Raw genomic sequence first — 24,537 nt, 5'->3', positions numbered from 1 at the left:
GGGCCTCGCCGGCGCCGGGCGCGGCGGCGGGCTCGCCGGCGTGCCGGCCGGTCCGCTCCGTGCCGGGCGCGCTCAGCAGTTCCTCGAACAGGGCGCGATAGTGCACCATGGCCTGCCGCAGGTCCTCGGTGGACGCCTGCTTCGACGCGGCCTTGCCGCTGATCGCGTGGGCGCGCCGGTAGTGGTCCATCGTGCGGCCGTGCTCCACCGACAGGTGGGCGACCTTGTCCTCGAACCCGTGCGTCGGGTAGCCGCGCTCGCCCATCACCACCGTGACGAGGCCGTCGGCCTGCTCGACCGCCGCCTCCGGGGCGTCGACGAAACGCTCCTGGACGCGGACCCACTGCTCGTGGTACTGCTCGCGCCGCCGCGGGTCGAGGTCCCGCAGCTTCAGCTCCTCGTGGCGCTCCTCGCGGGAGCGCAGCTCCCGTTCAGCGGCCGCGCGTCCGCCCTCCTGTTGCACGGCCCGGTCGTACTCGGGGCCGAACCGCCGCCTGAGCCGCTGCGTCCGGGCCCTGGACCGGGCCAGGAACACGGCCGCGACGATGACGGCGATGACGATGACGGCGATGACGACCCATATCGCGGTCGACATGGTTTCCTCCAACGTGCGTCGGATCGGTGAGACGGCGATGCCCGGTCAAAAGCGTTCAAAACGAACCACCATGAAACGGGCACCCGTCGATCCGGCGCCGGTGCGGAGGTCAGCCGCTCGGAGGGACGAGGCAAAGCAGCCGCCCGACCCGGCGGTCACCGCCGTATCCGGCGCCTTTGAGCAGGACCACCCCGTGCCTGTCGCGGCGCCACGCGCACGCCACGTCCACCCCGGTGCGCTGCAGGGCGGCCTTCACCGCGCCCGCGTCCGGCTTCTCGCCGTGGGGCGTGCGGACGGCCTCGGAGAGCACCTGCCGGTCGCGGATCATCTGGGCCGGGAGGGGCAGCAACTTCAGGTAGTGGCCGTTGGGGTTCACCGCCTGCGTCCGCGTGGTCAGCAGCGGCACGGCCCGCATGTAGCCGGTCGGCATCAGCACCAACGAGCCCGGGCCGGCGAGGTCCAGCACGTCCCGGCTCGTCCCGACGGCCACCGCCGACACCTTCCACGACGGACGGGAGGCGACGGTCGACCCGGCCGCTTTCGACCACACCGGGACCCCGCCCGCCACGAACGCCGTGACCAGGGCCGCGGCCGGGACGGCGGCCAGGGCGGCGGGCACCGGACCGCGCCGTGCCCCCAGCGGAATCCGGATCGCCGCCGCCAGCCCGATCAGGGCCGGCGCCGGAACCAGCCACATCGTCCGCCAGAGCACCTGGCCCGCGCCCGACGCGTGCGCGGCCGCCGTCAGCACGCCGGGCAGGATCAGCAGGGTCAGGGTCGCCGCGACGCCGGTGACGATCAGCGCGGGGACGCCCCGGCGGGCCGTCCAGGGCGCGAGCCACAGCGCGCATCCGGCGATCACGCCGAGCGTCGCCTGGAGCAGCACCCACCGCCAGCTTCCAGGCGCGTCGTGGACCGTCCCGACCACGCTCGTGTCCTCGTGGAGCAGCATGACCACGAGACCGGACGCGATCGGGTAGGCCATCGCCGCGCACGTCCCGGCGGCGGCCCGGACACGCCCGGCGGCGGCCAGCGCGACGGCCGCCGCGCCGGCCACCAGCGGCACCACGAACGCGGCGGACGAGGTGAGCCCGGCCGCGGCCACCCCGGCGGCGGCGAGCAGCGCGAGGTCCGCGCGGGTCCGCCGCTCGGCCCACCGGGTCAGGTAGACGAACAGCAGCGGCACCAGCACCGATGCCAGCACGGCCTTGCCCTGCCACATGCGCAGCAGATGGAAGGACCCGAGCGACGCCGCGCTCGCCCCCGTCCACAGCAGGTAGGCGGCCCCGACGGCGAAGCAGAGGGCGGCGCGGCGCGGTGCCCACGCCCGGACCAGCCGCCACAGCGCCCAGATCGCCAGGAAGGTGACCAGCGGCAGCAGCAGGTACCACACGAAGGACGCCGCGGGGATTCCGAGTACCCGGGCGACGGCCCCGGCGAGGACCTCGATGGAGGACACCGGCGGCTCACCCGCGATCGGGCCGGACGTCCCCGGGGTGAAGATGACGTCCTTCAACGGGATCTCGCCGGTCGCCGCGGTGGCCACCGAGCGCGACACGAAGTAGGCGTCGTCCCCGTCGGGGTTCACGATGAACAGCGAGGCGACGGCGAATCCCGCGCCGGTCAGCAGCGCCAGCGGCGTTCCCCAGCGCGTCTCGTCCCGGCCGGCGGCGGGCGCGGGGGCGCCGGGGCCGCCGTCCGGGGTCCCGGCGTGCGCCTCCGGCCGGCGGAGGAGCCAGGCGGCGGACGCGGCGATGCTCATGAGCCCCGGCGCCCACGCGCACCACCACGGGACGCCGGATTCGTGCAGGCCCGCGCACGTCCCGGCCGCGACGCCCGCCACCACCGCCACCACCGCCAGGGTGCGCGGGGGAGCCTTCGCCGCCGATCGCGGGCGGTCCGGGCGCAGCGGGCGGGCCCACCACCCGCGCCGGAACGCATACAGTGCGCCGAGCGCGCAGCCGCAGAGCAGCCACAGCACCAGCAGGGACCATGTGGGCGGATGGACGAGCAATCCGAGGTGATAGAGCAGGGTCCAGGCCGCGAACCCCAGCACGGCGCCGTCGGTGACGCCGTCCACCAGCCGTGTCGCCCGGGTCCCGCCCGCCTGCCCGGAGCCGCCCGCGACGGTGCCGCGGTTCAGCAGCTGAACCATCCGATCCCCTTTTGCGCATGCGCGTGCCCAAGGCCGATACGCCTGCCGGCGGGGGGACCGGGAGCGGCCGGGCACGAAGTCCCTTAACGATCTTGTGTAAGTGCGACGCCGCGCCCCTCTCCGAGGTTCACATACCATCGCCCCCGGACGCGGCCCGATGCGCCGAAGACGGTCATTGGTGCGGAATCACTGCGATGCAGCCGGTTCGCGTGCTGTCATTGGGGCGCCACCGGAATCGGCCACCGGAATCATGCGCGCCCGGTGGCGGCGCGTTCGAATGGATGTGGTGCGCGGTGCGTCATGCGTTCGGCTTCGTTCTCGGCGTCCTGCTGACGCCCGCGCTGGTCTACGGTTCCGCCTGGGGATACGTCCAGGCCGGCCAGTCCTTCGACGGCACCGGGCAGGCGATCACCGACCGCACCCGCATCTACGGCGCGTTCGCGCTGCTCGCCGCCGTCGGCCTGGTGATGGGCGTGATCATCGTCGCGCGGTGGGCCTCGCCGCTGGTCTCGCTCGTGCCCGCGTTCGCGCTGCTCGGCCTGTCCGCCTGGTTCCTGGCCGATCCCGGCCGCGCCCTCGACCTGCCCGGCCAGGTGCCGCCGGCCGGTGACCTGGACTCCGGGCTGCGGATGCTGCTCGGCTCAGGGGTGTACGCGATGATGGGGTTCGCGCTGCTGATGCCGGCGTGGGCGCCGCGCCGCTGGGACTCCGGCCGCGACGAGGACGCCGCCGGCTTCGACTTCTAGCCCGCGATGGACCGCCCGTAGTCCACGATGGACCGCCCGCGCCAGGGGTTCCCCCGGAAACGCTGACGGGCCGGGCCCCCGCGCAAGGCCCGGCCCGCGTCTCAGCGGGGTTCGCTCAGGACTGCTTCGCCTTCACCGCGAACTCGGTCGTGTAGGTCTTCGACAGGTCGATCTCGTCCTTCTTCTCACCGACCTCCGGCGAGAACTGCGCCAGCACCTTCAGCACGTTCTCCGCCCCCTCCTGCTTCATGGCGCCGTCGCTGTTGAACATGCTGATCGAGTCGCCGATCGCCTTCTCGTACAGCTTGGGGTCGCCGCCCGCGTAGTCCGCCGGCATCTTCGCGGCGATCTCGGCGGGCTTGTGCTGCTTGATCCAGCCGAGCGTCTTCACGAACGCGTTGGCGAGCTTCTGGACGGTCTCGCCGTGCGACTTCACGTAGGCGCAGTCCATGTAGAGGGACGTGGACGGGTACAGCCCGCCGAGCGCCTTCCGGGTGCCCTCCTCGGTGCGCATCTCGACCAGGACCTTGGCCTTGTTGGTGCTGATCAGCTTGGCGATGGTCGGGTCGGTCGTCATGCCCGCGTCGATGCCGCCGTTGTCCATCGTGGAGATGAACGTCTGGCCGGCGCCCGCCTTGACCGTCGTGTACTCGGAGGTCTTGACCCCGTTCCGCACGGCGAGCGCGCGGGTGAGGAAGTCGGTGGAAGAGCCCGGGCTGGTGACGCCGAGCTTCTTGCCCTTGAAGTTGGCCGGGGACGTCAGCGTGGCCGCCTTCGAGGCGGAGACCATCTCGGCCTCGCCGGGGACGTCGGCCATCTGCACGACGCTCTCCACGCACTTGCCCTTGGTCTGCAGGTGGATGGCGTGGTCGTAGAAGCCGATGACGCCCTGCACGTCCCCGGCGATCAGCACGTTCTCGGCCTGCGCGCCGGCGGGCTCGGTGAGCAGCTGGACGTCCAGGCCCTGCTCCTTGAAGTAGCCGAGCTGCTCGGTCAGCTTGGCCGGCAGGTAGATGACCTTGTCGATTCCGCCCACCATGATCTTGACGGTGCCGCCGGACTTCTCCTCCCCGCCGGAGTCGCTGCCGCCGCCGCGGCAGGCCGACAGGGAGGACAGGGCGGTGAGGGCGGCGAGCGCGGCGGCGCTCACCCGAATGGGGGTCGTACGCATGAGAGTTCTCCTGGTCGGGGGGTGGGGGTGGTGCGGGGTCGGGTCGAGCGGGGCGGGGCCGAGCGGGGGGGTGAAGTCAAGCGATGGAGCGGGGTCAGATCTGGATATCGGTGCCGGCGACGGACGGGCGCCAGCGCAGCAGCCGGCCCTCCAGCAGCGTGAGCAGCCACTCGGCGAGCAGGGCCAGCACGGTGATGATGATCATCCCGGCGTAGATCCCGGCCGCGTCGAAGACGCCCTGAGAGTGGTTGATGAGCAGGCCGAGGCCCTTGTCGGCACCGGTGTACTCGCCGACGATCGCGCCGATGATAGCGAAACCGAATGCCGAGTGCAGGGAGGCGAGGATCCAGGACGTGGCGCTCGGCACCACGATCGTCCACAGCACCTGCATCCGGCCGGCGCCGAGGATCCGCGCGTTGTTCACCAGGTTCCGGTCGACCTCGCGGGCGCCCTGGAAGGCGTTGAAGAACACCGCGAAGAACACCAGCACGAAGGCCGTCGCGATCTTGGACTGCATGCCCAGGCCGAACCAGATGATGAACAGCGAGGCGAGGATGATGCGCGGGATCGCGTTGACGGCCTTGATGAACGGCGCGCACACGTCCGACAGGAACCGGCTGCGGCCGAGCACGATGCCGAGGACCACGCCGCCGGCGGCGCCGAGCGCGAAGCCCGCCACGGCCTCCTGCAGCGTGACGGAGATCTGCTCCCAGATCGAGCCCTGCGAGGTGCCGTCGGTGAACCAGCCGACGAGCCGTTCCCAGATCTTGGACGGCATCGAGTAGTAGAACGGGTCGATCCAGTGCCGGGCGGCCAGTTCCCATGAGCCGAGCCACACCGCGATGAGCACGATCCGGACGGCGTTGATGCCGAGGGCGCGGCGCAGCCCGGCGGTGCGCGCCCGCGCGATGGCCGCCGCCTCACCGTGGTCGCCGGACGCCTGCGGTGATGCCACGGCGTCCGCCGTCCGCTCGATGGTCGCGGCGCTCTTGGCCGTCTTCGCGTTACGCGGCATTTCCAGTCCCCCTTTCCCGGGTGATCTGAACCTCTTCGCGCAGCGAGTCCCACACCTCGCGGTAGATGTCGAGGAACTCGGGGGTGAGCCGGACCTCCTCGGCGTTTCGCGGCCGGTCGAGCGGCACCGTGAACGTGCTCTTGATGGTGGCGGGGCCCGCGGTCATCACGACGACCCGGTCGGCCAGGACGAGCGCCTCCTCCAGGTCGTGGGTGACGAACACGACGGCGGCCCCCGATCCCGACCACAGCCGCAGCAGCTCGTCCTGCATGAGGCCGCGGGTCTGGACGTCCAGCGCGGAGAACGGCTCGTCCATGAGCAGCACGGACGGCTCGTTCACGAGCGTCTGCGCGAGCGCGACGCGCTTGCGCATGCCGCCGGACAGCTGGTGCGGGTAGTAGCCCTCGAAGCCCGCGAGGCCGACGCGCGTGATCCAGTCGCGGGCGCGGTCGCGTGCCTCGCGCTTGGACGTGCCGCGGTAGCGGGGGCCGGCCGCGACGTTGTCCAGGACGGACCGCCACGGCAGGACGGCGTCGTTCTGGAACATGTAGCCGACGCCGTCCGGGATGCCCTCCACGGGCCGGCCGTGGACGAGGACGCGGCCATCGGACGCCGGCTCAAGGCCGGAGATCAGGGACAGGGTGGTCGACTTGCCACAGCCGGTGGGGCCGACGACGGCGACGAACTCGCCGGAGCCCACGCTCAGATGGACGTCCCGGATGGCCGTGTGTACGCCGCCCGAAGACCGGAAGCGCTTGGTGGCGGCGTAAAGCTCGATCACGGGTGAGCCGGGTGGCCGCTCAGTGCTCTGTTTCTTCGGCAATTCTCGATGAGACACGGCGGAACCGTACGGATGTGGCCTGCATCACCGGAACCCTTGCCCGCGATGTGCTCGCAAGCTGCAAAACCCCACGTTGAGCACGTTATTCAGGCTTTTGCTCGTTCTGCTCACCGGCGGCTGGGCGACCGGGGCCGGCATCGATTACCGTGACACATCATGGCAGTCCGCTCCCGCATCTCCTTCGCCCGGCAGGTCCTGATCCTGCAGGTCGGCGTGGTCGTCGTGGTGGCCTGCCTCGGATACGGGCTGATCGCCTGGATGCTCGACGGCCATCTGCGCGACCAGTACGGCCAGCGGGCGCTCGCGGTGGCCCGCGCCGTCGCCCTCAACCCGAAGATCGCCGACGCGGTCGCGGCCGGAGATCCCAAGCACATCGTCCAGGACCAGGCCGAGCAGGCCCGGGTCCGCACCGGGGCGCTGTTCGTCGTGGTGACCGACAACCGCGGCATCCGCCTCTCCCACCCCAACCCGAGCCGGCTGGGCGAGCACGTGAGCACCGACCCGTCCGACGCCCTGGCCGGCCGCGAGGTCGTCCGGGTCGAGCGCGGCACGCTCGGGCTGTCCGCGCGCGGCAAGGTCCCGCTGTACGGGCGGGACGGCGGGATACTGGGCGAGGTCAGCGTCGGCTTCGACGCCCGCGCGATCGACGGGGAAGTCCGCCGCGTCCTGCGCGAGATGTCGCTGTTCGTCGCCGGTTCGGTCCTGCTCGGCGTGGTCGCCTCCGCCGCGATCGGCCGCCGGCTGAAACGGCAGACGCTCGGCCTCGAACCGTACGAGCTGGTCGAGCTGGTCCACGAGCGGGAGGCGGTGCTGCACGGCGTCGGCGAGGGCGTCGTGGCCGTCGACCCCGCCGGGCGGATCGCGCTCTGCAACGACGAGGCGGCCCGGTTGCTCGGCGTCACGCCCGAGCGCGGCGTGCCCGCCGGCGACCTCGTCGCCGAGGGGGCGCTGCGGGAGGTCCTCACCGGGGAACGCGAGGCCGCGAACCTGTTCGTCACGGCCGGGGAGCGGGTCCTCGTCGTCAACCGGCGGGAGGTCCGCCGGCACCGCCACGACCTCGGCGCCGTCATCACGCTGCGCGACCGCACCGACCTGGAGACCCTCGCCCGCGAGCTGGACTCGGTCAGCACCCTCTTCGACGCGCTGCGTGCGCAGCGGCACGAGTACGCCAACCGGCTGCACACCCTGGCCGGGCTGCTCCAGCTCGGGCACAGCGAGGAGGCCGCCGACTACATCGGGACGCTGATGGAGGACGCCGCCCGGCGCGCCCCGGCGCCCGACACCCTGCCCGATCCGCTGTCGGACCCCTACCTGCGGGCGTTCCTGACGGCGAAGATCGCCGTCGCCGCGGAGAAGGGCGTCCGGCTCGACATCGGCACCGGCAGCTACGTGGCCGGCCGGGTCACCGACCCCATCGACGTGACGACCGTCGTCGGCAACCTCGTCGACAACGCCGTCGAGGCCGCCCGGCTCGGCCACCGGCGGCCCGCCCGTGTCGAGATCGAGCTGCTCGGCGACGGGAGCGACCTGCACGTCACCGTCACCGACTCCGGTGACGGCCTGCCGGAGGGGTTCCGCGACGCCGTGTTCGACGACGGCGTCTCCACCCGCGACACCGCGGCCGGCCGGTCGCGCGGGCTCGGCCTCGGGCTGGCCCGCCGCACGGCCCGCGCCCGCGGCGGCGATGTGACGTTCGTGGACGCCGGGTCGGGAGGACCCGGCGGGAGCGGGGCCGTGGCGGTCGCCCGGCTCACCGGCGTGCTCGGTGCGGAGGCGGTGCGATGATCGGCGTTCTCGTGGTGGACGACGACTTCCGGGTGGCGCAGGTCCACGCGAAATTCGTGGCGGCACTGCGCGGATTCACCGTCAGCGGGCTCGCGCACACCGCCGCGCAGGCACGGTCGATGGCGGCCGAGCTGTCGCCCACCCTCGTCCTGCTGGACGTCTACCTGCCGGACGGCTCGGGTCTCGCCCTGCTGCCCGACCTGGACGCGGACGTCATCATGGCGACGGCGGCGGCCGACCCCGGCGTCGTCCGGGAGGCGCTGCGGCACGGCGCCCTGCACTACCTGATCAAGCCGTTCACCGCCGCCGCGCTGAACGCGCGGCTCACCGCCTACGCCCGGTACCGGGAGGCGCTGGCCGGAGAGAACGACGTGTCGCAGGCCGCGCTCGACAACGCGCTCCGGGCCCTGTACGCGCCGCTGCACAGCCAGGCGCCCCCGCTCAAGGGACAGTCACCGGTGACGACGCGGCTGATCAGCGATGCGCTGCGGCGGGCGGACGGGCCCCGCTCGGCCGCCGAGATCGCCGACCAGATCGGCGTCTCCCGCGCCACCGCGCAGCGCTACCTGGCCGCCCTCGCCGAGGCCGGGCGGGTCGTGGTGACGCTGCGCTACGGCGCCACCGGGCGTCCCGAGCACCAGTACGCGTGGTCGCCCCGGTAGAGCCCGGCCAGCACCTCCTCGATGCCCATCTCCCGCAGCGCGATGTCGCGCACCTCGTGGACGCGGGTCAGCTCGGCGACCACCGCCGCGGCGTTCGCCGAGCGCGGCAGCCGCAGCCACTGCCGCGGCCCCTCCACCCGCTCGGCCTCGATCCCGTCCAGCGCGATCGGCGGGCCCGGCCGGGCCAGCTCGACGACCAGCAGCCGGTCGGCGTCCACGGTGCGGCGCAGCTCGTCCAGCCCGCCGTCGTAGGCCAGCCGCCCATGGTCGATGATCATGACGCGGCGGCAGAGCCGCTCGATGTCGCCGAGGTCGTGCGTGGTCAGCAGGATCGTGGTGCCGCGCTCGGCGTTGACACGCGCCAGGAAGTCGCGGACGGTCGCCTTGCTCACCACGTCCAGGCCGATCGTCGGCTCGTCCAGGACGAGCAGTTCGGGGTCGTGCAGGAGCGCGGCGGCGAGGTCGCCGCGCATCCGCTGCCCGAGGCTGAGCTGCCGGACCGGCGTGTCGAGGAACGGGTCCAGCTCCAGCAGCGCGGTCAGCTCGGCGAGCCGGGCCCGGTGCGCCGCCGCCTCGACCCGGTACAGCCGCCGGACGAGGGCGAGGCTGTCGCGCAGCGGCAGATCCCACCACAGCGTCGTCCGCTGGCCGAACACCACGCCGAGGCGGCGCGCGAGCGTGGTGCGCCGCCGCGACGGGTCCAGCCCGCAGACCCGCAGCGTGCCGGACGACGCGGTGAGGATGCCGGTCAGCATCTTGATCGTGGTGGACTTCCCGGCCCCGTTCGGGCCGAGATACCCGACGAACTCACCGGGCGCCACGGTGAACGACACCCCGTCCACCGCGTGCACGGGCGTGCGCGCCCGGCGCAGCATGCCCGAGCGCGCCCGCACGGTGAACGTCTTGACGACGTCCTCGGCCTCGATCACCGGCACCGGCATCAGCTCCCTGTCGATCGGTAGTGCCGCAGTCCCGCCCGCCACGCGACCGCACCCAGCGCGCACACCAGCACGGCGACCGCCGGGGAGGCGAACCGCGCCGCCGCCGGCAGCCCGAGCGGGTCGGGACGGTCCAGGACGTACAGCGCGGGCTGCCAGTTGACGAACGCCAGCGGGACGGCGAACGTCACCCCCCGCACGAAGTCGCGGGCGAACATGGTCATCGGGTACTGGGTGAGGAACGCGCCGCCGTAGGTGACCGACTTGCTCGCCCCGTGGCTGTCGATCAGCACGAACTGCATCGCGCCGGTCAGCACCCACAGCCCGCCGAAGATCGCCGTCCCGGACAGCACCATGACGGGGACCATCGCGACCCGGCCCGGCGTCCACGGCACGTCCGCGTTCGCCAGCGCGTACGCCAGCACGAGGACCGCCGGGACGAGCTTGCCGAACCGGCGCGGCGAGAACTCCTCCGTCGCGATCTGGACGAGCGGGCTCACCGGCCGCACCAGCATCGCGTCCAGCGTCCCCTGCCGCACGTGGTACCCGAGCCGCTCGGTGGTGCCGAGCAGGATGTCGGAGACGCCGAACGCCAGCGCGGACGTCCCGTACAGGAACAGGACCTCCGGTGCCGCGAATCCGGCGATGCGCGGAGCCTGCGAGAACAGCAGCACGATCGCGGCCACGTCCAGCCCGGTGACGACCGCCGTGGCGAGCGCCAGCAGCACCATCGACACCGGGTACTGCGCCGCCGCGCGGATCCACGCCCAGACGAGCAGGCCGTACATGCGCACCGTGTCAGCCACCGTGCACCACCAGCTTCCGCCGCGCCGCCCGTGTCACCAGTGCGCCGGCCGCGAGCAGGACCGCGGCCCATGCCGCCTGGAAGGCGAGCGCGCCGAGCAGCCCCGCCCCGGTGTAGCGGCCGAGGAACACGTCCGCGGGCACCTGGATCTGCGCGGCCCACGGCAGCGCGTGCGCGACGGTGCCGAGCCGTCCGGGGAAGACGACCAGCGGCAGGATCATCCCGGAGAAGAACAGCGACATCACGAGCGTGACGGCCTGCAGGCCGCGGTCGTCGTGCAGCCAGAACATCCCCAGCGCCACCAGGTACCGCAGCCCGAAGCTCACCGTCACCGCGAGGACCGTCGCCACCGTGAACGCGGCGAGGTTCTCCGGCGCGGGCGGGCGGAACGGGAACACCAGCGCGCCCGCCAGCAGCGGCGGGCCGGCGCGCAGCACCAGGGACCCGGCCGCGCGGCCGAGGTCGTCGGCCAGCCACCAGCCCTGCAGCCCGACCGGCCGGTACAGGTCGATCGCCACGTCGCCGTTGCGGATGCGCTCGGTGAGGTCCATCCCACCGAAGATCTGCACTGGCCCGATCAGCGCCTGGGTGATGAAGCAGAACGTGACGGCGTCGACCGCCTCGTACCCGCCGAGGGACGGCCGGACGTCCCACAGGGCCAGCAGCACATAGGCGCGCATGAAACCGAACATCGTGTTGGTCAGCGACTCGGTCAGGGAACCGAGCGGATACGCGGTGTGACGCCGGAAGCCGTACCACCACACCCACGGAAGAACCCCCACTTGCCGGGACCCTAGATGGGCGGAAAGGATCTCACCACGTATTCCGACACAGAACCGGGCTCCGGCGGATCACGCCGGAGCCCGGTTCTCCTGGCGCGGGGTTACGGAAGCGGGGGCTTGATGGGGGAGTAGAGCCAGTCCTTGAAGAACCCGCTCAGGTCCTGGCCGGAGATCTGCTGCGCCAGTGACGTGAACTGCCCGGTGTTGGCGTTGCCGTACTTGTGCTTGGCGTACCAGGTGCGCAGAAGGGCGAAGAACGCGTCATCGCCGATCTTCTCCCGGAGGAACTGGAGCATCATGCCGCCGCCGCTGTAGACGCGGTCGTTGAACATGGTGTCGCGCTGCGGGTCGGCGGTCAGCACCGACCAGTACGGGCGGCCCTCACGGTCGGGGAACGGGCGGGCGTTGTAGGTGGTGCGCGCCTGGTCGTGGACGGTCGCGCCGCCGTGCTTCTCCGCGTAGTACCACTGGGCCCAGGTCGCGAGGCTCTCGTTCAGCCAGACGTCCTTCCAGCGCTCGGGCGAGACGGCGTCGCCGAACCACTGGTGTGCCAGCTCGTGCGCGATCGTCCCCCGGCTGCGGACGGCGGAGTAGACCGGCTTGCTCTGCGTCTCCAGGGAGAAGCCGAGCGGCTGGCCCTCGAAGCGGGCGTCGTCGGCGATCGCGCCGGTGCTGCCGAACGCGTACTCGCCGAACGTGTCCGACCACAGGTCGGTGACCTCGTCGGTGGTGTCGTAGAAGAAGTTCACCGCGTCCGGCTGCCCGGCGAGGAGCACCGGGTCGACGGCCGTGTAGTTGGGGACGCCGCCGGGCGTGCGGCCCTGCCTCACCTCCCACTTGCCGATGTCGATCGTGGTGAGGTAGCTCGCCATCGGGCTGTCCTCGCGCCACCGGAACACCTCGGCGCGGACCGGCGTGCCGCGGCGGCCGAACGAGGCGCCGGCGGAGCGGTGCCCGGTGAGCCGCCCGTTGGCGACGGCCGTCAGGCCCTCCGGCACCGTGATGGTGTAGTCGTAGGTCGCCTTGTCGCTCGGGTGGTCGTTGACGGGGAACCAGGTGCTGGCCCCGTTCGGCTCGCCGCCGACGAACGCGCCGTCGGGCGTGTGCAGGAACCCGTACGGGGAGCCGAACACGATCGGGGAGCCGACGATGGTCTGCGGTACGCCGCCGTACCGGATGACCGTCTGGAAGACCGACCCCTTCCGCAGCCCCTGGCGGGGCGTGATGATCAGCTCCTGGCCGCTGCGCTGGTAGCGGGCACGCTGCCGGCCGACCCAGATCTTCTCCACGTCCATGCCGGACAGGTCCAGGTCGAAGCGCGAGAGGTTCTGCGTCGCCCGCGCGGTGATGGTCACGGTGCCGTCGAGCCGGTCGTGGTCGGGGTCGTAGCTCAGGTCCAGCGAATAGTGCCGGACGTCGTAGCCGCCGTTGCCCTCCAGCGGGAAGTAGGAGTCGCCGACTCCGGGGGACCCGGGGGTGAAGTGTCCGCCGCCGTGCCCGTCCGCGGTGGCGGCGGGCGCGAACGCGACGACGCTCACGGCGGCGACGGCGATCGGGAGCATCCGGCCGGGGATCGCCCGGGACCGGATGGACCGGGGGTGACGCGCCATCAGAGATCCTCTCTCCGCTTGATCAAGTAGCGCGCTCACGATGCGCCGATTATCGGGCGCTGTCGAGATCCATAGCCGGATGTGGCCGGGAGGAGAGAGCGGGGGAGGGGTGAGGACACCAGAAGGCCCCCGCGGGTGTAGGAACGCGGGGGCCTCCGGGGCCAGGGGGGATCAGGCCGGCAGGGCGGGCCGGGCGCGCCGGTGGCGCGGCCGGCCCGGGAGGATCAGTGGAACTGGCCCTCTTCGGTGGAACCCTTCAGCGCCGTGGTGGACGAGTCGGGGCTGATCGCGGTGCTGACCATGTCGAAGTAGCCGGTGCCGGCCTCGCGCTGGTGCTTGACCGCGGTGAAGCCCTTTTCGGCCGCCGCGAACTCGCGCTCCTGCAGGTCGACGTAGGCCGTCATGCCCTCGCGGGCGTAGCCGTGCGCCAGGTCGAACATGCCGTAGTTGAGCGCGTGGAACCCGGCCAGGGTGATGAACTGGAACTTGAAGCCCATGTGGCCGAGCTCGCGCTGGAACTTGGCGATGGTCGCGTCGTCCAGGTGCGCCTTCCAGTTGAAGGACGGCGAGCAGTTGTAGGCGAGCATCTGGTCCGGGTATTCGGCCTTGACCGCCTCGGCGAACTTGCGGGCCTGCTCCAGGTCCGGGGTGCCGGTCTCCATCCAGATGAGGTCGGAGTACGGCGCGTAGGCCTTGGCGCGGGCGATGCAGGGCTCGATGCCGTTGCGGACCCGGTAGAAGCCCTCGGCGGTGCGCTCGCCGGTGGTGAACTCGCGGTCGCGCTCGTCCACGTCCGTCGTGATCAGGGTCGCGGCCTCAGCGTCGGTCCGCGCGATGATCAGTGAGGGAACACCCGAGATGTCCGCCGCGAGGCGGGCGGTGTTGAGGGTCTTGATGTGCTGCGAGGTCGGGATGAGGACCTTGCCGCCCAGGTGCCCGCACTTCTTCTCGGAGGCCAGCTGGTCCTCCCAGTGCACGCCCGCGGCGCCCGCGGCGATCATGCCCTTCATCAGCTCGAAGGCGTTGAGCACGCCGCCGAAGCCGGCCTCGGCGTCGGCCACGATGGGGGCGAGGAAGTGCGTGTCGCCCTTGCCCTCGGCCCACTGGACCTGGTCGGCGCGCAGCAGCGCGTTGTTGATGCGGCGCACCACGGCCGGAACCGAGTTCGCCGGGTAGATGCTCTGGTCCGGGTAGGTCTGGCCCGCCAGGTTGGCGTCGGCCGCGACCTGCCAGCCGGACAGGTAGATGGCCTTGAGGCCGGCCTTGACCTGCTGGACGGCCTGCAGCCCGGTCAGCGCGCCGAGCGCGTGGACGTAGTCCTCCTCGTGCAGGAGGTTCCAGAGCCGCTCGGCGCCGAGACGCGCGAGGGTGTGCTCCTCCTGGACCGAGCCGCGGATTCGCACCACGTCCTCGGCGGTGTAGGTCCGCTCGATCCCCTTCCACCGGGGATCGGTCTCCCACTGGCGCTGCAGCTCCTGGGCTGCGCCCTTGAGGCGACTTTCGCTCATCGTGTTGCCCTTCCGTGTCGTCCCCTGGGTGCTTGTTATCGACTATGCCCCGGCCGCAACCCCGAAATGAACTCGTGAGTAACGAAAGAACTGCGAAATTTCCGCTACCATGAAGCGGTGACGACCTTGCGCCAAGAAGAACCCCTCAACTTGACGAGTGACGTAGATCTCGTCACGTTCGGGCAGCGGCTCCGGCACCTGCGCCGCGCCCGCGGCCTGACGCTGTCGGAACTCGGCGAGCGCGTCGGACGCGCCCCGTCCCAGCTGTCCCTGCTGGAGAACGGGCGCCGTGAGCCCAAGCTGTCGCTGCTGCAGGCCCTCGCCGCCGCACTGGCGTGCCCGGTGGAGGAGCTGCTGCGCCGCCAGCCGCCCAGCCGCCGCGCGCAGCTGGAGATCCAGCTGGAGGAGGCGCAGCGCGACCCGCTCTACCGGACGCTCGGGCTGTCGCACCTCAAGGCCGGCAAGCGGATGCCGAACGAGGTGATCGAGCACATCCTCGCGCTGTACGGGGAGCTGAAGCGCAGCCGCACCAAGCCCACCGCGAGCCCGGAGGAGGCGCGCAAGGCCAACGCCGAGCTGCGCCGCCAGATGCACGAGCGCGGCAACCACTTCCCCGGGATCGAGCGGGTCGCCGCGCAGACCCTCGACGCCGTCGGGTACCGGCGCGGCGCCGTGTCGCAGGGGCTGCTGATGACGCTGGTCGGCCACTTCGGGTTCAGCCTCCAGTACGTCCAGGACCTGCCGCGCTCCGTCCGGTCCGTGACCGACCTGCGCAACCGGCGGATCTACCTGGAGCGCGAGCAGCTCGGCATGCACACGCCGCGGACGATCCTGCTGCAGACCCTCGGGCACATCGCGCTCGACCATGACCAGCCGCGCGACTTCGCCGACTTCCTGCGCCAGCGCGTCGAGGCCAACTACTTCGGTGCCGCGATCCTGATGCCGGAGCGCAGCGTCGTCCCGTTCCTGCAGGAGGCCAAGGCCGCGCGGGAACTGTCCGTCGAGGACCTGGCGGACGTCTTCTCCGTCTCCTACGAGATGGCCGCGCACCGCTTCACCAACGTCGCGACCCACCATCTCGACCTGCAACTGCACTTCACCAAGAACGACGAGAACGGCACCATCTACAAGGCGTACGCCAACGACGGCCTGGCCTTCCCCCAGGACGAGGACGGCGCGATCGAAGGCCAGCGGATGTGCCGGGAGTGGGCCGGGCGGCACGTGTTCGGCGCCGAGGACCGCTTCTCCGTCTACTACCAGTACACCGACACCCCGCAGGGGACGTACTGGTGCCTGTCGCACATCGACCCCAGCCACGAGCGCGACTTCGCCATCACGCTCGGCGTCCGGTTCGAGGACTCGCGCTGGTTCCGCGGCCGGGAGACGACCCGGCGGGTCAAGTCGGCCTGCCCGGACGGCGACTGCTGCCAGCGCCCGCCGAAGGAGCTGTCGGACCGCTGGGAGGGGATGGCCTGGCCGTCGGCGCGGGCGCACTCGCACGTCCTGTCGGTCCTGCCGCCCGGTGCGTTCCCCGGCGTGGACGAGGCCGACGTCTACGAGTTCCTGGACAAGCACGCCGCGGAATGACCGGTATCGCAGAACCGCCCGGACGGGAGGGGGAGCGCGTGCCGCCCGAGGTCGCCGCGTGGCTGGCCCGGCGCATGAGCGCGGCGGCGGACTGGCCGGCGCCCCTGCTGCTCGCCGCCAAGGGCGACACCAGCATCAGCGTCGTCCTGCCCGCCCGCGACGAGGAGGACACGGTCGGCGCGATCGTCGCGGCGATCCGGGCCGACCTGGTCGAGCGGATCCCGCTGGTGGACGAGATCGTCGTGATCGACTCCCGGTCCGGCGACCGGACCGCCGCCGTCGCCGCCGCCGCGGGAGCCGAGGTGGTGGCGCAGGACGCCGTCCTGCCCGGGCACGGCCGCATGTCCGGCAAGGGCGAGGCGCTGTGGAAGTCCCTGTACGCGACGTCCGGCGACCTGCTCGTGTTCGTGGACGCCGACCTGCGCGAGTTCACCTCGTCCTACGTCACCGGGCTGCTCGGGCCGCTGCTGACCGACCCGTCCGTCGGCTACGTCAAGGGCTGCTACGACCGTCCCCTCGTGGACGGAGAGCGCCATGTCGAGGGCGGCGGGGGCCGGGTCACCGAACTGGTCGCGCGCCCGCTGATCAACCTGCACTGGCCGCTGCTCGCCGGGGTCATGCAGCCGCTCGGCGGCGAGTACGCCGGGCGCCGCGCGCTGCTGGAGCGGCTGCCGTTCGTCACCGGCTACGGCGTGGAACTCGGCCTGCTGCTGGACGTCTACCAGGACTCCGGGCTGGACGCGATCGCGCAGGTCGACCTCGGCCGGCGGGTGCACGCGCACCAGTCCACCGAGGCGCTCGGCGCGATGTCGGGGCAGATCATGCTGACCGCCTGGTCGCGGCTGGAGCGGCACGGCCGGATGATCCCGCTTGAGCCCCCCTCCACCGCGCTCACCCGGTTCCACCGCGGCGCGGACGGGCACGACGCCCGCACGACCGATGTGGCCGTGGGGGAGCGCCCGCCGATGATCGAGGTGCCCGGCTATGCCGCCGTCCGATCCTGCTCACCGGGCCGCAGGTAGCCCGCCCGCGTGCGCGCGCTGTGACTCCGGTCACGGTGTTACCTGCGGTAACTCCGATTACTGCTACCGTGGGTAACAGTCATATTGGAGGAAGGGTCAATTAATCATGACGAGCACGGAGCAGGCAGGGTTCTCGCTGGAGCCCAGCGAGGACGTCCGCGAGGTCAGGGACTGGGTGCACGAGTTCGCCAGGGATGTGATCCGCCCGGCGGCGCAGGAGTGGGACGAGCGCGAGGAGACCCCCTGGCCGCTGATCCAGGAGGCGTCCAAGGTCGGCATCTACTCGCTCGACTTCTTCGCCACCCAGTGGCTGGAGCCGACCGGCCTCGGCATCCCGGTGGCGTTCGAGGAGCTGTTCTGGGGGGACGCCGGCATCGCGCTGTCCATCGTCGGCACCGGCCTCGCGGCCGCGTCCGTCGCCGCCGTCGGCACCCCCGAGCAGACCGCCGAGTGGGTGCCGCAGATGTTCGGCACCGCCGACGACGTCAAGCTCGGCGCGTTCTGCGCCTCCGAACCCGACGCCGGCAGCGACGTCGGCTCGATCCGCACCCGCGCGGTCTTCGACGAGGCCAAGGACGAGTGGGTGCTGAACGGCACCAAGACCTGGGCGACCAACGGCGGTATCGCCGACGTCCACGTCGTCGTGGCGTCGGTCCACCCCGAACTCGGCAGCCGCGGCCAGGCCGGCTTCATCGTCCCGCCGAACACCCCCGGCCTGAAGCAGGGCCAGAAGTTCAAGAAGCACGGCATCCGCGCCTCCCACACCGCCGAGGTCGTCCTCGACGATGTGCGGGTTGCGTCCCACCTGATCGTCGGCGGCAAGGAGAAGTTCGACGAGCGCATCGCCCGCACCCGCGAGGGCAAGCGCTCCAAGGGCCAGGCCGCGATGAAGACGTTCGAGACGACCCGCCCGTCCGTCGGCGCGATGGCGCTCGGCGTCGGCCGCGCCGCCTACGAGTACGCGCTGCAGTACGCGCAGGAGCGCGAGCAGTTCGGCAGGAAGATCGGCGACTTCCAGGCCGTCGCGTTCAAGCTGGCCGACATGAAGACCCGGCTGGACGCCGCCCGCCTCATGGTGTGGCGGGCCGCGTGGATGGCGCGCACCGGCAAGGACTTCCAGAACGCCGAAGGCTCGATGGCCAAGCTGATGGCGAGCGAGATGGCGGTGCATGTCACCGAGGAGGCCATTCAGATCCTCGGCGGCAACGGCTACACCCGCGACTACCCGGTCGAGCGGATGCACCGCGACTCCAAGATCTTCACGATCTTCGAGGGCACCTCGGAGATCCAGCGCCTGGTCATCGGCCGCACCATCACCGGCCTCCCCGTCCGCTAGCCGGTGACCTGCGCAGACCGTGATCCCATAGTCACCGTCCGGTGAGAGCGCGAGTCGTCGATCATGAGGCCATGACCGTCGATGCGGGGTGTTGGGAGACGATCGGGAGACGGGCACGGCCGACCTTCTTCAGGCGGGCGGCGAGCAGCTCGTTGAGGATCGGCACCGGTGACGTCGGCGAAATGGCCAGCCGCTCGTCGAGAGTCGTCTCCCAGCGCTCCTGGAGCCTCGCCCGCAGCTCCTCGCGCATGAGCGCGGAGACGTGCGCGTAGGTGCCGCCGATCCCGGGCATCGAGTGGCCGAACCGGTCATGGGCGAGAATCGCGGGGGTCCCAAGCTCGTCCAGCCACACGCGGTGCGAGTGGCGGAGCTTGTGCGGTGTGAGGTCGTTGCCGACCGGAAGCCAAGACGCGAGCTCCAGCTCCCGGACGTACCCGGCACTGCTGGCGGATGCGATGCGCGGCTTGTGGGTATCGCGGCCCCCGCCTGGCGATTCGCAGGGCTCGTCAGGGAGGGCGCTGCAGCGGGGGCAGTCCACTGCCCGGGCGTCCACCACCGGCTGGTCGTAGCGGGGGATGCCCCGCACGTTCGGAGGCGACCAAGAGGGCCCGCAGGCGGCCGGCCATGCCGGGGTCAGGGGTGTGCCGGGCCACCCCGTGGAGACGTCGACCAGGACGGGGCGGGCCGGGGCGCCGCCGCCCCGCCCCGTCCGTCCGGGTCGCGGGGGACCATCCCGGTGACGGCCTGAGGCCAGGGGCGGCTCTCGTTGTAGGTGGCATGCCGATGGTGATCGCCTCTTTGTTCAGGAAGAGGAACTTGTCGCCGCCGCAGCCGTCGTCGCGGCACTGACACGGTGCCGGGGGATGGGCGGCCATGTACCGGGCGAGCAGATCGATCAGGAACGGAGGGAGGTCAACGGCGCCGAAGTAGTCCGGGTGGTCGTTGCGGAGCGAGCCGTCCCTGGGCGGCTTGGGGACAAAGGGCCCGTCCGGCGGGCCGAGTTGGACTTCGACCTTGAGTTTGGCGTCGCAAACGTGGTGGCTCTGCAGCCCGAGCAGCTCACCCCAACGCAAACCGCACCAAGAGCAGATGATCCACATGACGAAGTCGTCATCGCGTCCGGTGAGGATGGCGCACCGTTCGGCCAGCAGCAGCGTTTGCAGCGGCGTGGCCCAGGCGGGCTCCCGCCGGGCTGCCTGTGCGCGCCGCTGCGCGACGCGCCCGCGACGGCGTCGCCGGGACCCCGCGTTGACGCCGACCAGGCCCGCGTCCTTGGCGTCCCCCAGGATCGTCGCCAGGAGATCGCGAGCGTTACTGGTGGTGTTGGGGGAGTACCGCTTGCGGAGCTCGATCTCCCAGGCTTGGACCTGCTCCCGTTCAAAAACGTGTTGATGGGCAAGTGCCCAAAGATTGGGTGGATTCGCAGGCGCAAATGCTGGTCATAGGCGGTGCGGCTGCTGTCCTCGATGTCCTGACCCGGAAGCCGGACCTGCGCGACCCAGTCACGGAAGGTCACCTCGCCGGCGTAGGAGTCGCGTTCCCCGCGGGCACGCCGCTGCCCGGCGAGCATCCGTTTCCACTGATCGATATTGACCCCGTTGACGGGAGGGCCTTCCCAAGGGAACACCAGCCGCCGCAGGCCGGACTTCTTGTCGTCGCCGCGTTAAGAGCCTGTCCTATGTGGTGACTCGAGCAAGCTTCTTGTAGCAGATCAGTGCAGCGGCGAGGGCCAGGAAGGCGGTGAACAGGTGGCCGTGGCGTTCGTAGCGGGGGCGGTCAGCTGCGGGTCGTTCGGGTGCGGCTCCATGCGACTGGGTAAGTCGTCGGGCGGCGGATGACGCTGGCGTCCCAGCGCCATTCAAGGTCTTCGGCTGGGATGGCCGGGCGCAGGGATGGCATGCGCTGGGTGAGGAGTTCGAGGGCCACCTGGAGTTGCAGGCGGCCGAGCGGTGCACCGATGCAGACGTGAGCGCCACTCCCGAAAGCCAAGTGCGGGTTAGGGGTGCGCTCAAGGTCGACGGTGCCGGCGTCGGTGAAGACCCTCGGGTCCCGGGCGGCCGAATCGGGGCTGGGGATCAGAAGTTCGCCGGCGCGCACGAGGACGCCTCCGAGTTCGATGTCGCGGGTGGCGCGCCGGGGCTGTGTCGCGCCCAGGACCGAGTTCGGGACGACCCGCAGCATCTCCTCGACGGCTGTGGGAATGAGCGCGGGACGGGTACACAGCCGGGAGTACAAGGAGGCTCCGCCGGTTCCGGAGGTGGTGAGGAGGCGGTGCGTGGAACACACCAGGGCCCCGCCGGTGCTTTCCCAGCCCCCGGCGACCAGGCTGGCCGCCAGAAGTCCCGCCGATGATGGGTCGGCGTTGGCGAGCTTGGCGTTGACCGCTACCAGGGACACCAGGTCGTCACCTGGGTTCTGGCCTCGACTCTGAATGAGAGCGGCCATGTAGCCGACCATGGCTTGCATGGCGGCGGGACCTGTGCGGTGGGAGTCGGGGCTAACGGAGATGAGTGACTCGCTCCATCGCCGGAACTGTGGATAGTCCTCTTCGGGGATGCCGAACAGACCGCCGATGACGCTGAGTGTGAGCGGCATGGCGAAGTCCTCGGAGAGGTCACCGGGCTCGCCCTTGGCGATCAGCCTGTCCAGAAGTTCTGCGGCCGTGTCTTTGACCATCGGCCGCAGGCGCGCGACCTTGGCTGGGCTGAACGCGGACTTGACCAGTCCGCGGGTGCGTCGGTGCTCATCTCCGTCTAGAGCGATGATGATCGGGTGTGCCTTGATGAAGGGGGAGACTCCGTCGGCCGGTCCGCGCAGGAAGGTTTCGCTGTCGCGGTAGACCCTTAGCGCCTCGGCATGGCCCGTGACGAGCCATGCCTCGGTGTCGGCCTGCCCGGATGGCAGCCTCACTTTTGAAAGGGGGGCCCGCTGCTGGAGTTCGGTGTGCGCGGCGGGCAGGTCCAGCGGGTCCTCTGGGGGGTCGAAGGGGAAGTGCGGGCATGCCGGTGTTGTGGGCTGGGGGGATGGGATCAGAGTCACCGTGTTACCTTTCGGGCGGTTCCCCTGCTGCGCCTCCAAGGCCAGCAGACGTCAACAAACCTGTCAATTCGGCGGAGGCGACACCTTCATCACTCCGGTGGCCGGTGGCCGGCTTTGATCGCCACGACACTGTTCTGCCGCCATAGGTCGTGTGTCCCGGCCCGTCCGGGTTCTGGCCAGAAGTTGAAGGGGTCGCTGGGACTGGGGGGCACGAGCTGCCAGCCATCCGGGAGGAGCTCAGCGAGGCGTTGGCCGGTCCTGAAGTGCACGACCTCAGGCGCGGACTGGGTTCCGAAGATCTCCGTGATGTGCTCGTTGACCTGAGGAGCCAGGGACTCAGGCGAGGGGCCGGTCAAACTGATGAGAGAGCCGGCGGGGAGCTGGGCGGCAAGGGCGCCGTACATTCCCTTGAGGTCGTGGGCGTCGGAGATGGTGTTGAGTTCGTGCCGGTCGATGATGGCGACGGGGGCGCGTTCATCCTGCGGCTTGTCCAGCTGGAAGAGAGCTCGGATGGCGGGCTCGTGCAGGAGCCGTCGCGTGTCGAGCAGGCTGCCCTCGATGAACTCCACACCGTCCTCAACGGCGAGGCGCGGGCGTGAATGGGACACCAGCGCGGAGTCACGGTTGGCGTAGACGACGTGAGCGTCGGGGCGGATGAGCTGGGCGACTTTATGGAGGCTGTACCAGGCGGGAGGGAGCGCGCCCAGTTCCAGGAAGCGGGTGATGTCGTAATGGATGACACAAGCTCGGGCGAGGCGGTTGCCGAACTCCACGTTGTCCACTTCCAGGCCGCGCAGCCGGTCCACCAGCGTTGTGTCGGTGATGCATGATGCCCGGTCAAGGGCGGTGCTGTAGCCGGACGTCGGAGTGTCGGTGATGATGGCGGCGCACATGCGGGCGATCGACTGACGGCCGGGATCCGCCCCAGAAGCGATGACCGCTTGGTCGGCATGGGGCAGCGGCGGGAGGTCGACCTCTAGAAGCGACGCGTCGTTGGCGCTGATCTGCATGGCTAGGCGCTGGAGTGCTGGGCCAGGCTCACCGCCGGTCCTGCGGAGGTGGTCGCGGTACCGGCCGTACAGGATGAGGGCGTCGGGACCCCGCTGCTCACGATAGAGGGCGGTCATCAAAAGTCCCCTGAGGTGCTCTCGCCGCCAGAACTGCTGAACGAGCGGCGGCAGCCCGGTGGTGACCTGGTTGTGCAGGCCAAGCTGAAGTTGGACCTCTGCCTGCTGCTCCACCGCTTGCAGGCGCTCGGTGTGCAAGTTGGCGGCGAGTGCGTCCATTGGCCCGTGGGACAACTGGCCTGGGCTGCCTTGTTGAGGATCTGCCGGCTCTCCGCCCCCGGGCTGTGCTTGCTGTCGCCGGACCAGAGGCCGTGTCTCGACAGGGGCTTTGCCGACCTCGGCAGCGGTCGCCGCCTCCAGCGACGACGCAGCCGCACTCCTCCTCCATCCCGACGCCAACGAACAAGGCTTCGCACTCCACACTGCCGGCCGACGCCGCCGCACCCCCATCGACTTCGACGGCCTAACACTCATCACCCTCAACCCCGCCGAACCAGACAACGAACTAAAAGAGCTCTGAGAGCCGAGCGGGGGATCTGGACCTCCTGCGGACCGCTCCCGCTCGCGCGGGGAGAACGCCGCCGATGGTCTTGCCACGGCGGCGGGCCGATTCTTGGCCTTCGAGGGTGCGGTCGCGGATGTACTCGCATTCCATGCCCGACAAGGCGGCCAGCGCGGTGAACACGATCCGCCGGGTCGTGCGAGCCCCGCAGCTCGCCGGTGAGGAACTCCAGGGTGATGCCCGAGGCCCTGAGCTGTTCGGCCAGTGCGGCCCGACCGCCCACGAACTCGGCCTGGACGACCTGGCATGAGCCGTTCCACTTCCTTGAAAGTGGATGGCCACGACGTCGCCGCGGCGAGCACGGCGAATCAGACACGGACGGGCGCCATCCGCTCCAGAAGGGCGTACGGATACGATTTTCGGTACGACCTGGGAATGGGAACCGGGAACGATCACCTCCAGGGAGGAACGGAGCTCGGCTACGCCCGCGTCTCCACCACCAAGCAGTCCCTCGAACGGCAACTCGACGCCTTGGCCGCTGCCGGCATCCCGACCGAGCGTGTCTATGTCGACAAGAAGACCGGCACCAGCATCGACCGTGACGGCCTGAACCGGCTGCTCGCGTACGCCCGGCCCGGTGACACGATCGTCGTGCACACCCTCGACCGGATCGGCCGCAATCTGCGCGAGGTGTTGAACCTCGTCCACGAACTCTCCGAAAAGGGATCGGCGTACGGTCCCTGGTCGACCCGCTGCCCGTCAACACCACCGACGAGGGAATGGCCCACATCGCCTTCCTACTGCTGACCCTGTTCGCCGAGATGGAACGCACCTTCACCGCCGAACGCGCCGCGCACGCCCGCGCCGTTGCCGAGGCCAGCGGCCGGCGGACCGGACGGCCAATCGCCCACCCTGAGGACAAGATCGAACATGCCCGGCTGTTGAAGGCCCAAGGCGACTCGCTGGGAGTCATCGCAGCCAAGACCGGCATCCCAAGACCTCCCTGCACCGCTATCCCCACCACTGCGGACGCCGAGCGGTGAGTCTTTGCTGCGATTCAAGCGCGGTCTGATGCAGGCGCCGACCTGCCGTGTCCCTGTGCGATGCGCTCATCCTTGGCTGGGGGGCTCCTTCAACCACTCGGGCATCGATGCACCCGTGACCTCCTGGAAGCGCCGGGTCACCTCGGCGGGATCTTCTGCATAGGAGCGACGTAAGAGCTCCACTGCCAGCCCGAGGACGCCCTGGGACTCATCTGGAAGCGACTGCCCCAAGCCCAGCACTGCGACCAGGGGAGCGACGGCTTCACCGAGACGAGTGTTCTCCACAAGAACAAGACCGAGGACCGTCAGACTCTGCACATAAGTAGGC

The 24,537-nt window shown here is 70.8% G+C and carries 24 protein-coding genes; 10 read left to right on the top strand and 14 right to left on the bottom strand.

What is annotated here, in order from left to right:
- Nucleotides 1–595: hypothetical protein (locus tag AF1_RS24365; RefSeq protein WP_217999843.1), on the bottom strand; the 595-nt coding region annotated here is incomplete at its 3' end.
- 109 nt (nt 596–704) lie between these two features.
- A complete protein-coding gene (locus AF1_RS24360; RefSeq protein ID WP_067803785.1) occupies nt 705–2,750 on the bottom strand; it encodes a DUF6077 domain-containing protein in 2,046 nt (681 codons plus the stop codon).
- Nucleotides 2,751–3,043: 293 nt separating this feature from the next.
- On the opposite strand from AF1_RS24360, the gene AF1_RS24355 reads away from it, so the two are divergent.
- Nucleotides 3,044–3,496 carry a hypothetical protein gene (locus AF1_RS24355; RefSeq protein ID WP_067803782.1) on the top strand — a complete coding sequence of 151 codons (453 nt, stop codon included), beginning with the start codon at nt 3,044–3,046 and terminating at the stop codon, nt 3,494–3,496.
- 115 nt (nt 3,497–3,611) lie between these two features.
- Here AF1_RS24355 and AF1_RS24350 read toward each other — a convergent pair whose 3' ends face one another.
- The 3 genes from AF1_RS24350 to AF1_RS24340 all read right to left on the bottom strand — a co-directional run bounded on the left by AF1_RS24350 (nt 3,612) and on the right by AF1_RS24340 (nt 6,463).
- Nucleotides 3,612–4,667, bottom strand: a complete 1,056-nt coding sequence (locus AF1_RS24350) for an ABC transporter substrate-binding protein (RefSeq protein WP_067803779.1) — start codon at nt 4,665–4,667, stop codon at nt 3,612–3,614.
- Nucleotides 4,668–4,761: 94 nt separating this feature from the next.
- Nucleotides 4,762–5,682 carry an ABC transporter permease gene (locus AF1_RS24345; RefSeq protein ID WP_084263285.1) on the bottom strand — a complete coding sequence of 307 codons (921 nt, stop codon included), beginning with the start codon at nt 5,680–5,682 and terminating at the stop codon, nt 4,762–4,764.
- Complete coding sequence (locus tag AF1_RS24340) at nt 5,672–6,463, bottom strand: ABC transporter ATP-binding protein (RefSeq protein WP_207394057.1); 792 nt, start codon at nt 6,461–6,463, stop codon at nt 5,672–5,674. The genes AF1_RS24345 and AF1_RS24340 overlap by 11 nt, the downstream gene beginning before the upstream one ends.
- Nucleotides 6,464–6,679: 216 nt before the next feature.
- Here AF1_RS24340 and AF1_RS24335 point away from each other — a divergent pair, with 216 nt between their 5' ends.
- Both AF1_RS24335 and AF1_RS24330 read left to right on the top strand, forming a co-directional pair.
- Nucleotides 6,680–8,308: a sensor histidine kinase gene (locus AF1_RS24335; protein ID WP_131732661.1), complete on the top strand. Its 1,629-nt coding sequence runs from the start codon at nt 6,680–6,682 to the stop codon at nt 8,306–8,308.
- Nucleotides 8,305–8,970: a response regulator gene (locus tag AF1_RS24330; protein ID WP_067803773.1), complete on the top strand. Its 666-nt coding sequence runs from the start codon at nt 8,305–8,307 to the stop codon at nt 8,968–8,970. Before AF1_RS24335 ends, AF1_RS24330 begins: the two co-directional genes overlap by 4 nt.
- Here the strand turns inward: AF1_RS24330 and AF1_RS24325 are convergent.
- The 5 genes from AF1_RS24325 to aceA all read right to left on the bottom strand — a co-directional run bounded on the left by AF1_RS24325 (nt 8,919) and on the right by aceA (nt 14,613).
- Nucleotides 8,919–9,911, bottom strand: a complete 993-nt coding sequence (locus AF1_RS24325; RefSeq protein ID WP_067803770.1) for an ABC transporter ATP-binding protein — start codon at nt 9,909–9,911, stop codon at nt 8,919–8,921. The two genes, AF1_RS24330 and AF1_RS24325, sit on opposite strands and share 52 nt — an antisense overlap.
- Nucleotides 9,911–10,714, bottom strand: coding sequence for an ABC transporter permease (locus AF1_RS24320; protein ID WP_306303185.1), 804 nt, complete (start codon nt 10,712–10,714; stop codon nt 9,911–9,913). The genes AF1_RS24325 and AF1_RS24320 overlap by 1 nt, the downstream gene beginning before the upstream one ends.
- Complete coding sequence (locus AF1_RS24315; protein ID WP_067803764.1) at nt 10,707–11,495, bottom strand: ABC transporter permease; 789 nt, start codon at nt 11,493–11,495, stop codon at nt 10,707–10,709. The genes AF1_RS24320 and AF1_RS24315 overlap by 8 nt, the downstream gene beginning before the upstream one ends.
- 101 nt (nt 11,496–11,596) lie before the next feature.
- Entirely contained in the window at nt 11,597–13,105 is a 1,509-nt protein-coding gene (locus AF1_RS24310) for a M1 family metallopeptidase (RefSeq protein WP_067803761.1), read from the bottom strand.
- A gap of 224 nt (nt 13,106–13,329) precedes the next feature.
- Nucleotides 13,330–14,613, bottom strand: a complete 1,284-nt coding sequence (gene aceA / locus AF1_RS24305) for an isocitrate lyase (protein ID WP_067803758.1) — start codon at nt 14,611–14,613, stop codon at nt 13,330–13,332.
- Between the two features lie 150 nt (nt 14,614–14,763).
- Here aceA and AF1_RS24300 point away from each other — a divergent pair, with 150 nt between their 5' ends.
- From AF1_RS24300 to AF1_RS24290, 3 genes are all read left to right on the top strand, one after another.
- A complete protein-coding gene (locus AF1_RS24300) occupies nt 14,764–16,200 on the top strand; it encodes an XRE family transcriptional regulator (RefSeq protein WP_067803755.1) in 1,437 nt (478 codons plus the stop codon).
- A complete protein-coding gene (locus AF1_RS24295) occupies nt 16,197–17,222 on the top strand; it encodes a glucosyl-3-phosphoglycerate synthase (RefSeq protein ID WP_067803752.1) in 1,026 nt (341 codons plus the stop codon). The genes AF1_RS24300 and AF1_RS24295 overlap by 4 nt, the downstream gene beginning before the upstream one ends.
- Before the next feature lie 106 nt (nt 17,223–17,328).
- Nucleotides 17,329–18,558, top strand: a complete 1,230-nt coding sequence (locus tag AF1_RS24290) for an acyl-CoA dehydrogenase family protein (RefSeq protein ID WP_067803749.1) — start codon at nt 17,329–17,331, stop codon at nt 18,556–18,558.
- A gap of 61 nt (nt 18,559–18,619) precedes the next feature.
- On the opposite strand, the gene AF1_RS24285 is transcribed toward AF1_RS24290, so the two are convergent.
- The 3 genes from AF1_RS24285 to AF1_RS24275 all read right to left on the bottom strand — a co-directional run bounded on the left by AF1_RS24285 (nt 18,620) and on the right by AF1_RS24275 (nt 22,883).
- Entirely contained in the window at nt 18,620–19,144 is a 525-nt protein-coding gene (locus AF1_RS24285) for a zinc finger domain-containing protein (protein ID WP_131732660.1), read from the bottom strand.
- A gap of 1,190 nt (nt 19,145–20,334) precedes the next feature.
- Complete coding sequence (locus tag AF1_RS24280; protein WP_067803744.1) at nt 20,335–21,597, bottom strand: cytochrome P450; 1,263 nt, start codon at nt 21,595–21,597, stop codon at nt 20,335–20,337.
- Nucleotides 21,598–21,686: 89 nt separating this feature from the next.
- Complete coding sequence (locus AF1_RS24275; protein WP_067803740.1) at nt 21,687–22,883, bottom strand: SAM-dependent methyltransferase; 1,197 nt, start codon at nt 22,881–22,883, stop codon at nt 21,687–21,689.
- Nucleotides 22,884–22,992: 109 nt separating this feature from the next.
- Here AF1_RS24275 and AF1_RS33655 point away from each other — a divergent pair, with 109 nt between their 5' ends.
- The 4 genes from AF1_RS33655 (at nt 22,993) to AF1_RS35970 (ending at nt 24,209) form a co-directional block, all read left to right on the top strand.
- Nucleotides 22,993–23,184, top strand: a complete 192-nt coding sequence (locus tag AF1_RS33655) for a type I-E CRISPR-associated endoribonuclease Cas2 (RefSeq protein ID WP_084263283.1) — start codon at nt 22,993–22,995, stop codon at nt 23,182–23,184.
- 133 nt (nt 23,185–23,317) lie between these two features.
- On the top strand, nt 23,318–23,476 hold the full coding sequence (locus tag AF1_RS34760) for a hypothetical protein (RefSeq protein ID WP_157419290.1): 159 nt from the start codon (nt 23,318–23,320) through the stop codon (nt 23,474–23,476).
- Complete coding sequence (locus tag AF1_RS35975) at nt 23,473–23,973, top strand: recombinase family protein (protein WP_207394056.1); 501 nt, start codon at nt 23,473–23,475, stop codon at nt 23,971–23,973. The genes AF1_RS34760 and AF1_RS35975 overlap by 4 nt, the downstream gene beginning before the upstream one ends.
- Entirely contained in the window at nt 23,946–24,209 is a 264-nt protein-coding gene (locus tag AF1_RS35970) for a hypothetical protein (RefSeq protein WP_207394055.1), read from the top strand. The genes AF1_RS35975 and AF1_RS35970 overlap by 28 nt, the downstream gene beginning before the upstream one ends.
- A gap of 66 nt (nt 24,210–24,275) precedes the next feature.
- On the opposite strand, the gene AF1_RS35965 is transcribed toward AF1_RS35970, so the two are convergent.
- Nucleotides 24,276–24,537: hypothetical protein (locus AF1_RS35965; protein WP_217999842.1), on the bottom strand; the 262-nt coding region annotated here is incomplete at its 5' end.

The sequence above is a fragment of the Actinomadura formosensis NBRC 14204 genome (assembly GCF_001552155.1).
Taxonomy (GTDB): domain Bacteria; phylum Actinomycetota; class Actinomycetes; order Streptosporangiales; family Streptosporangiaceae; genus Spirillospora; species Spirillospora formosensis.
The sequence above is the reverse complement of the archived record's forward strand: the minus strand, read 5'-3'. Positions and strand labels throughout refer to the sequence as shown.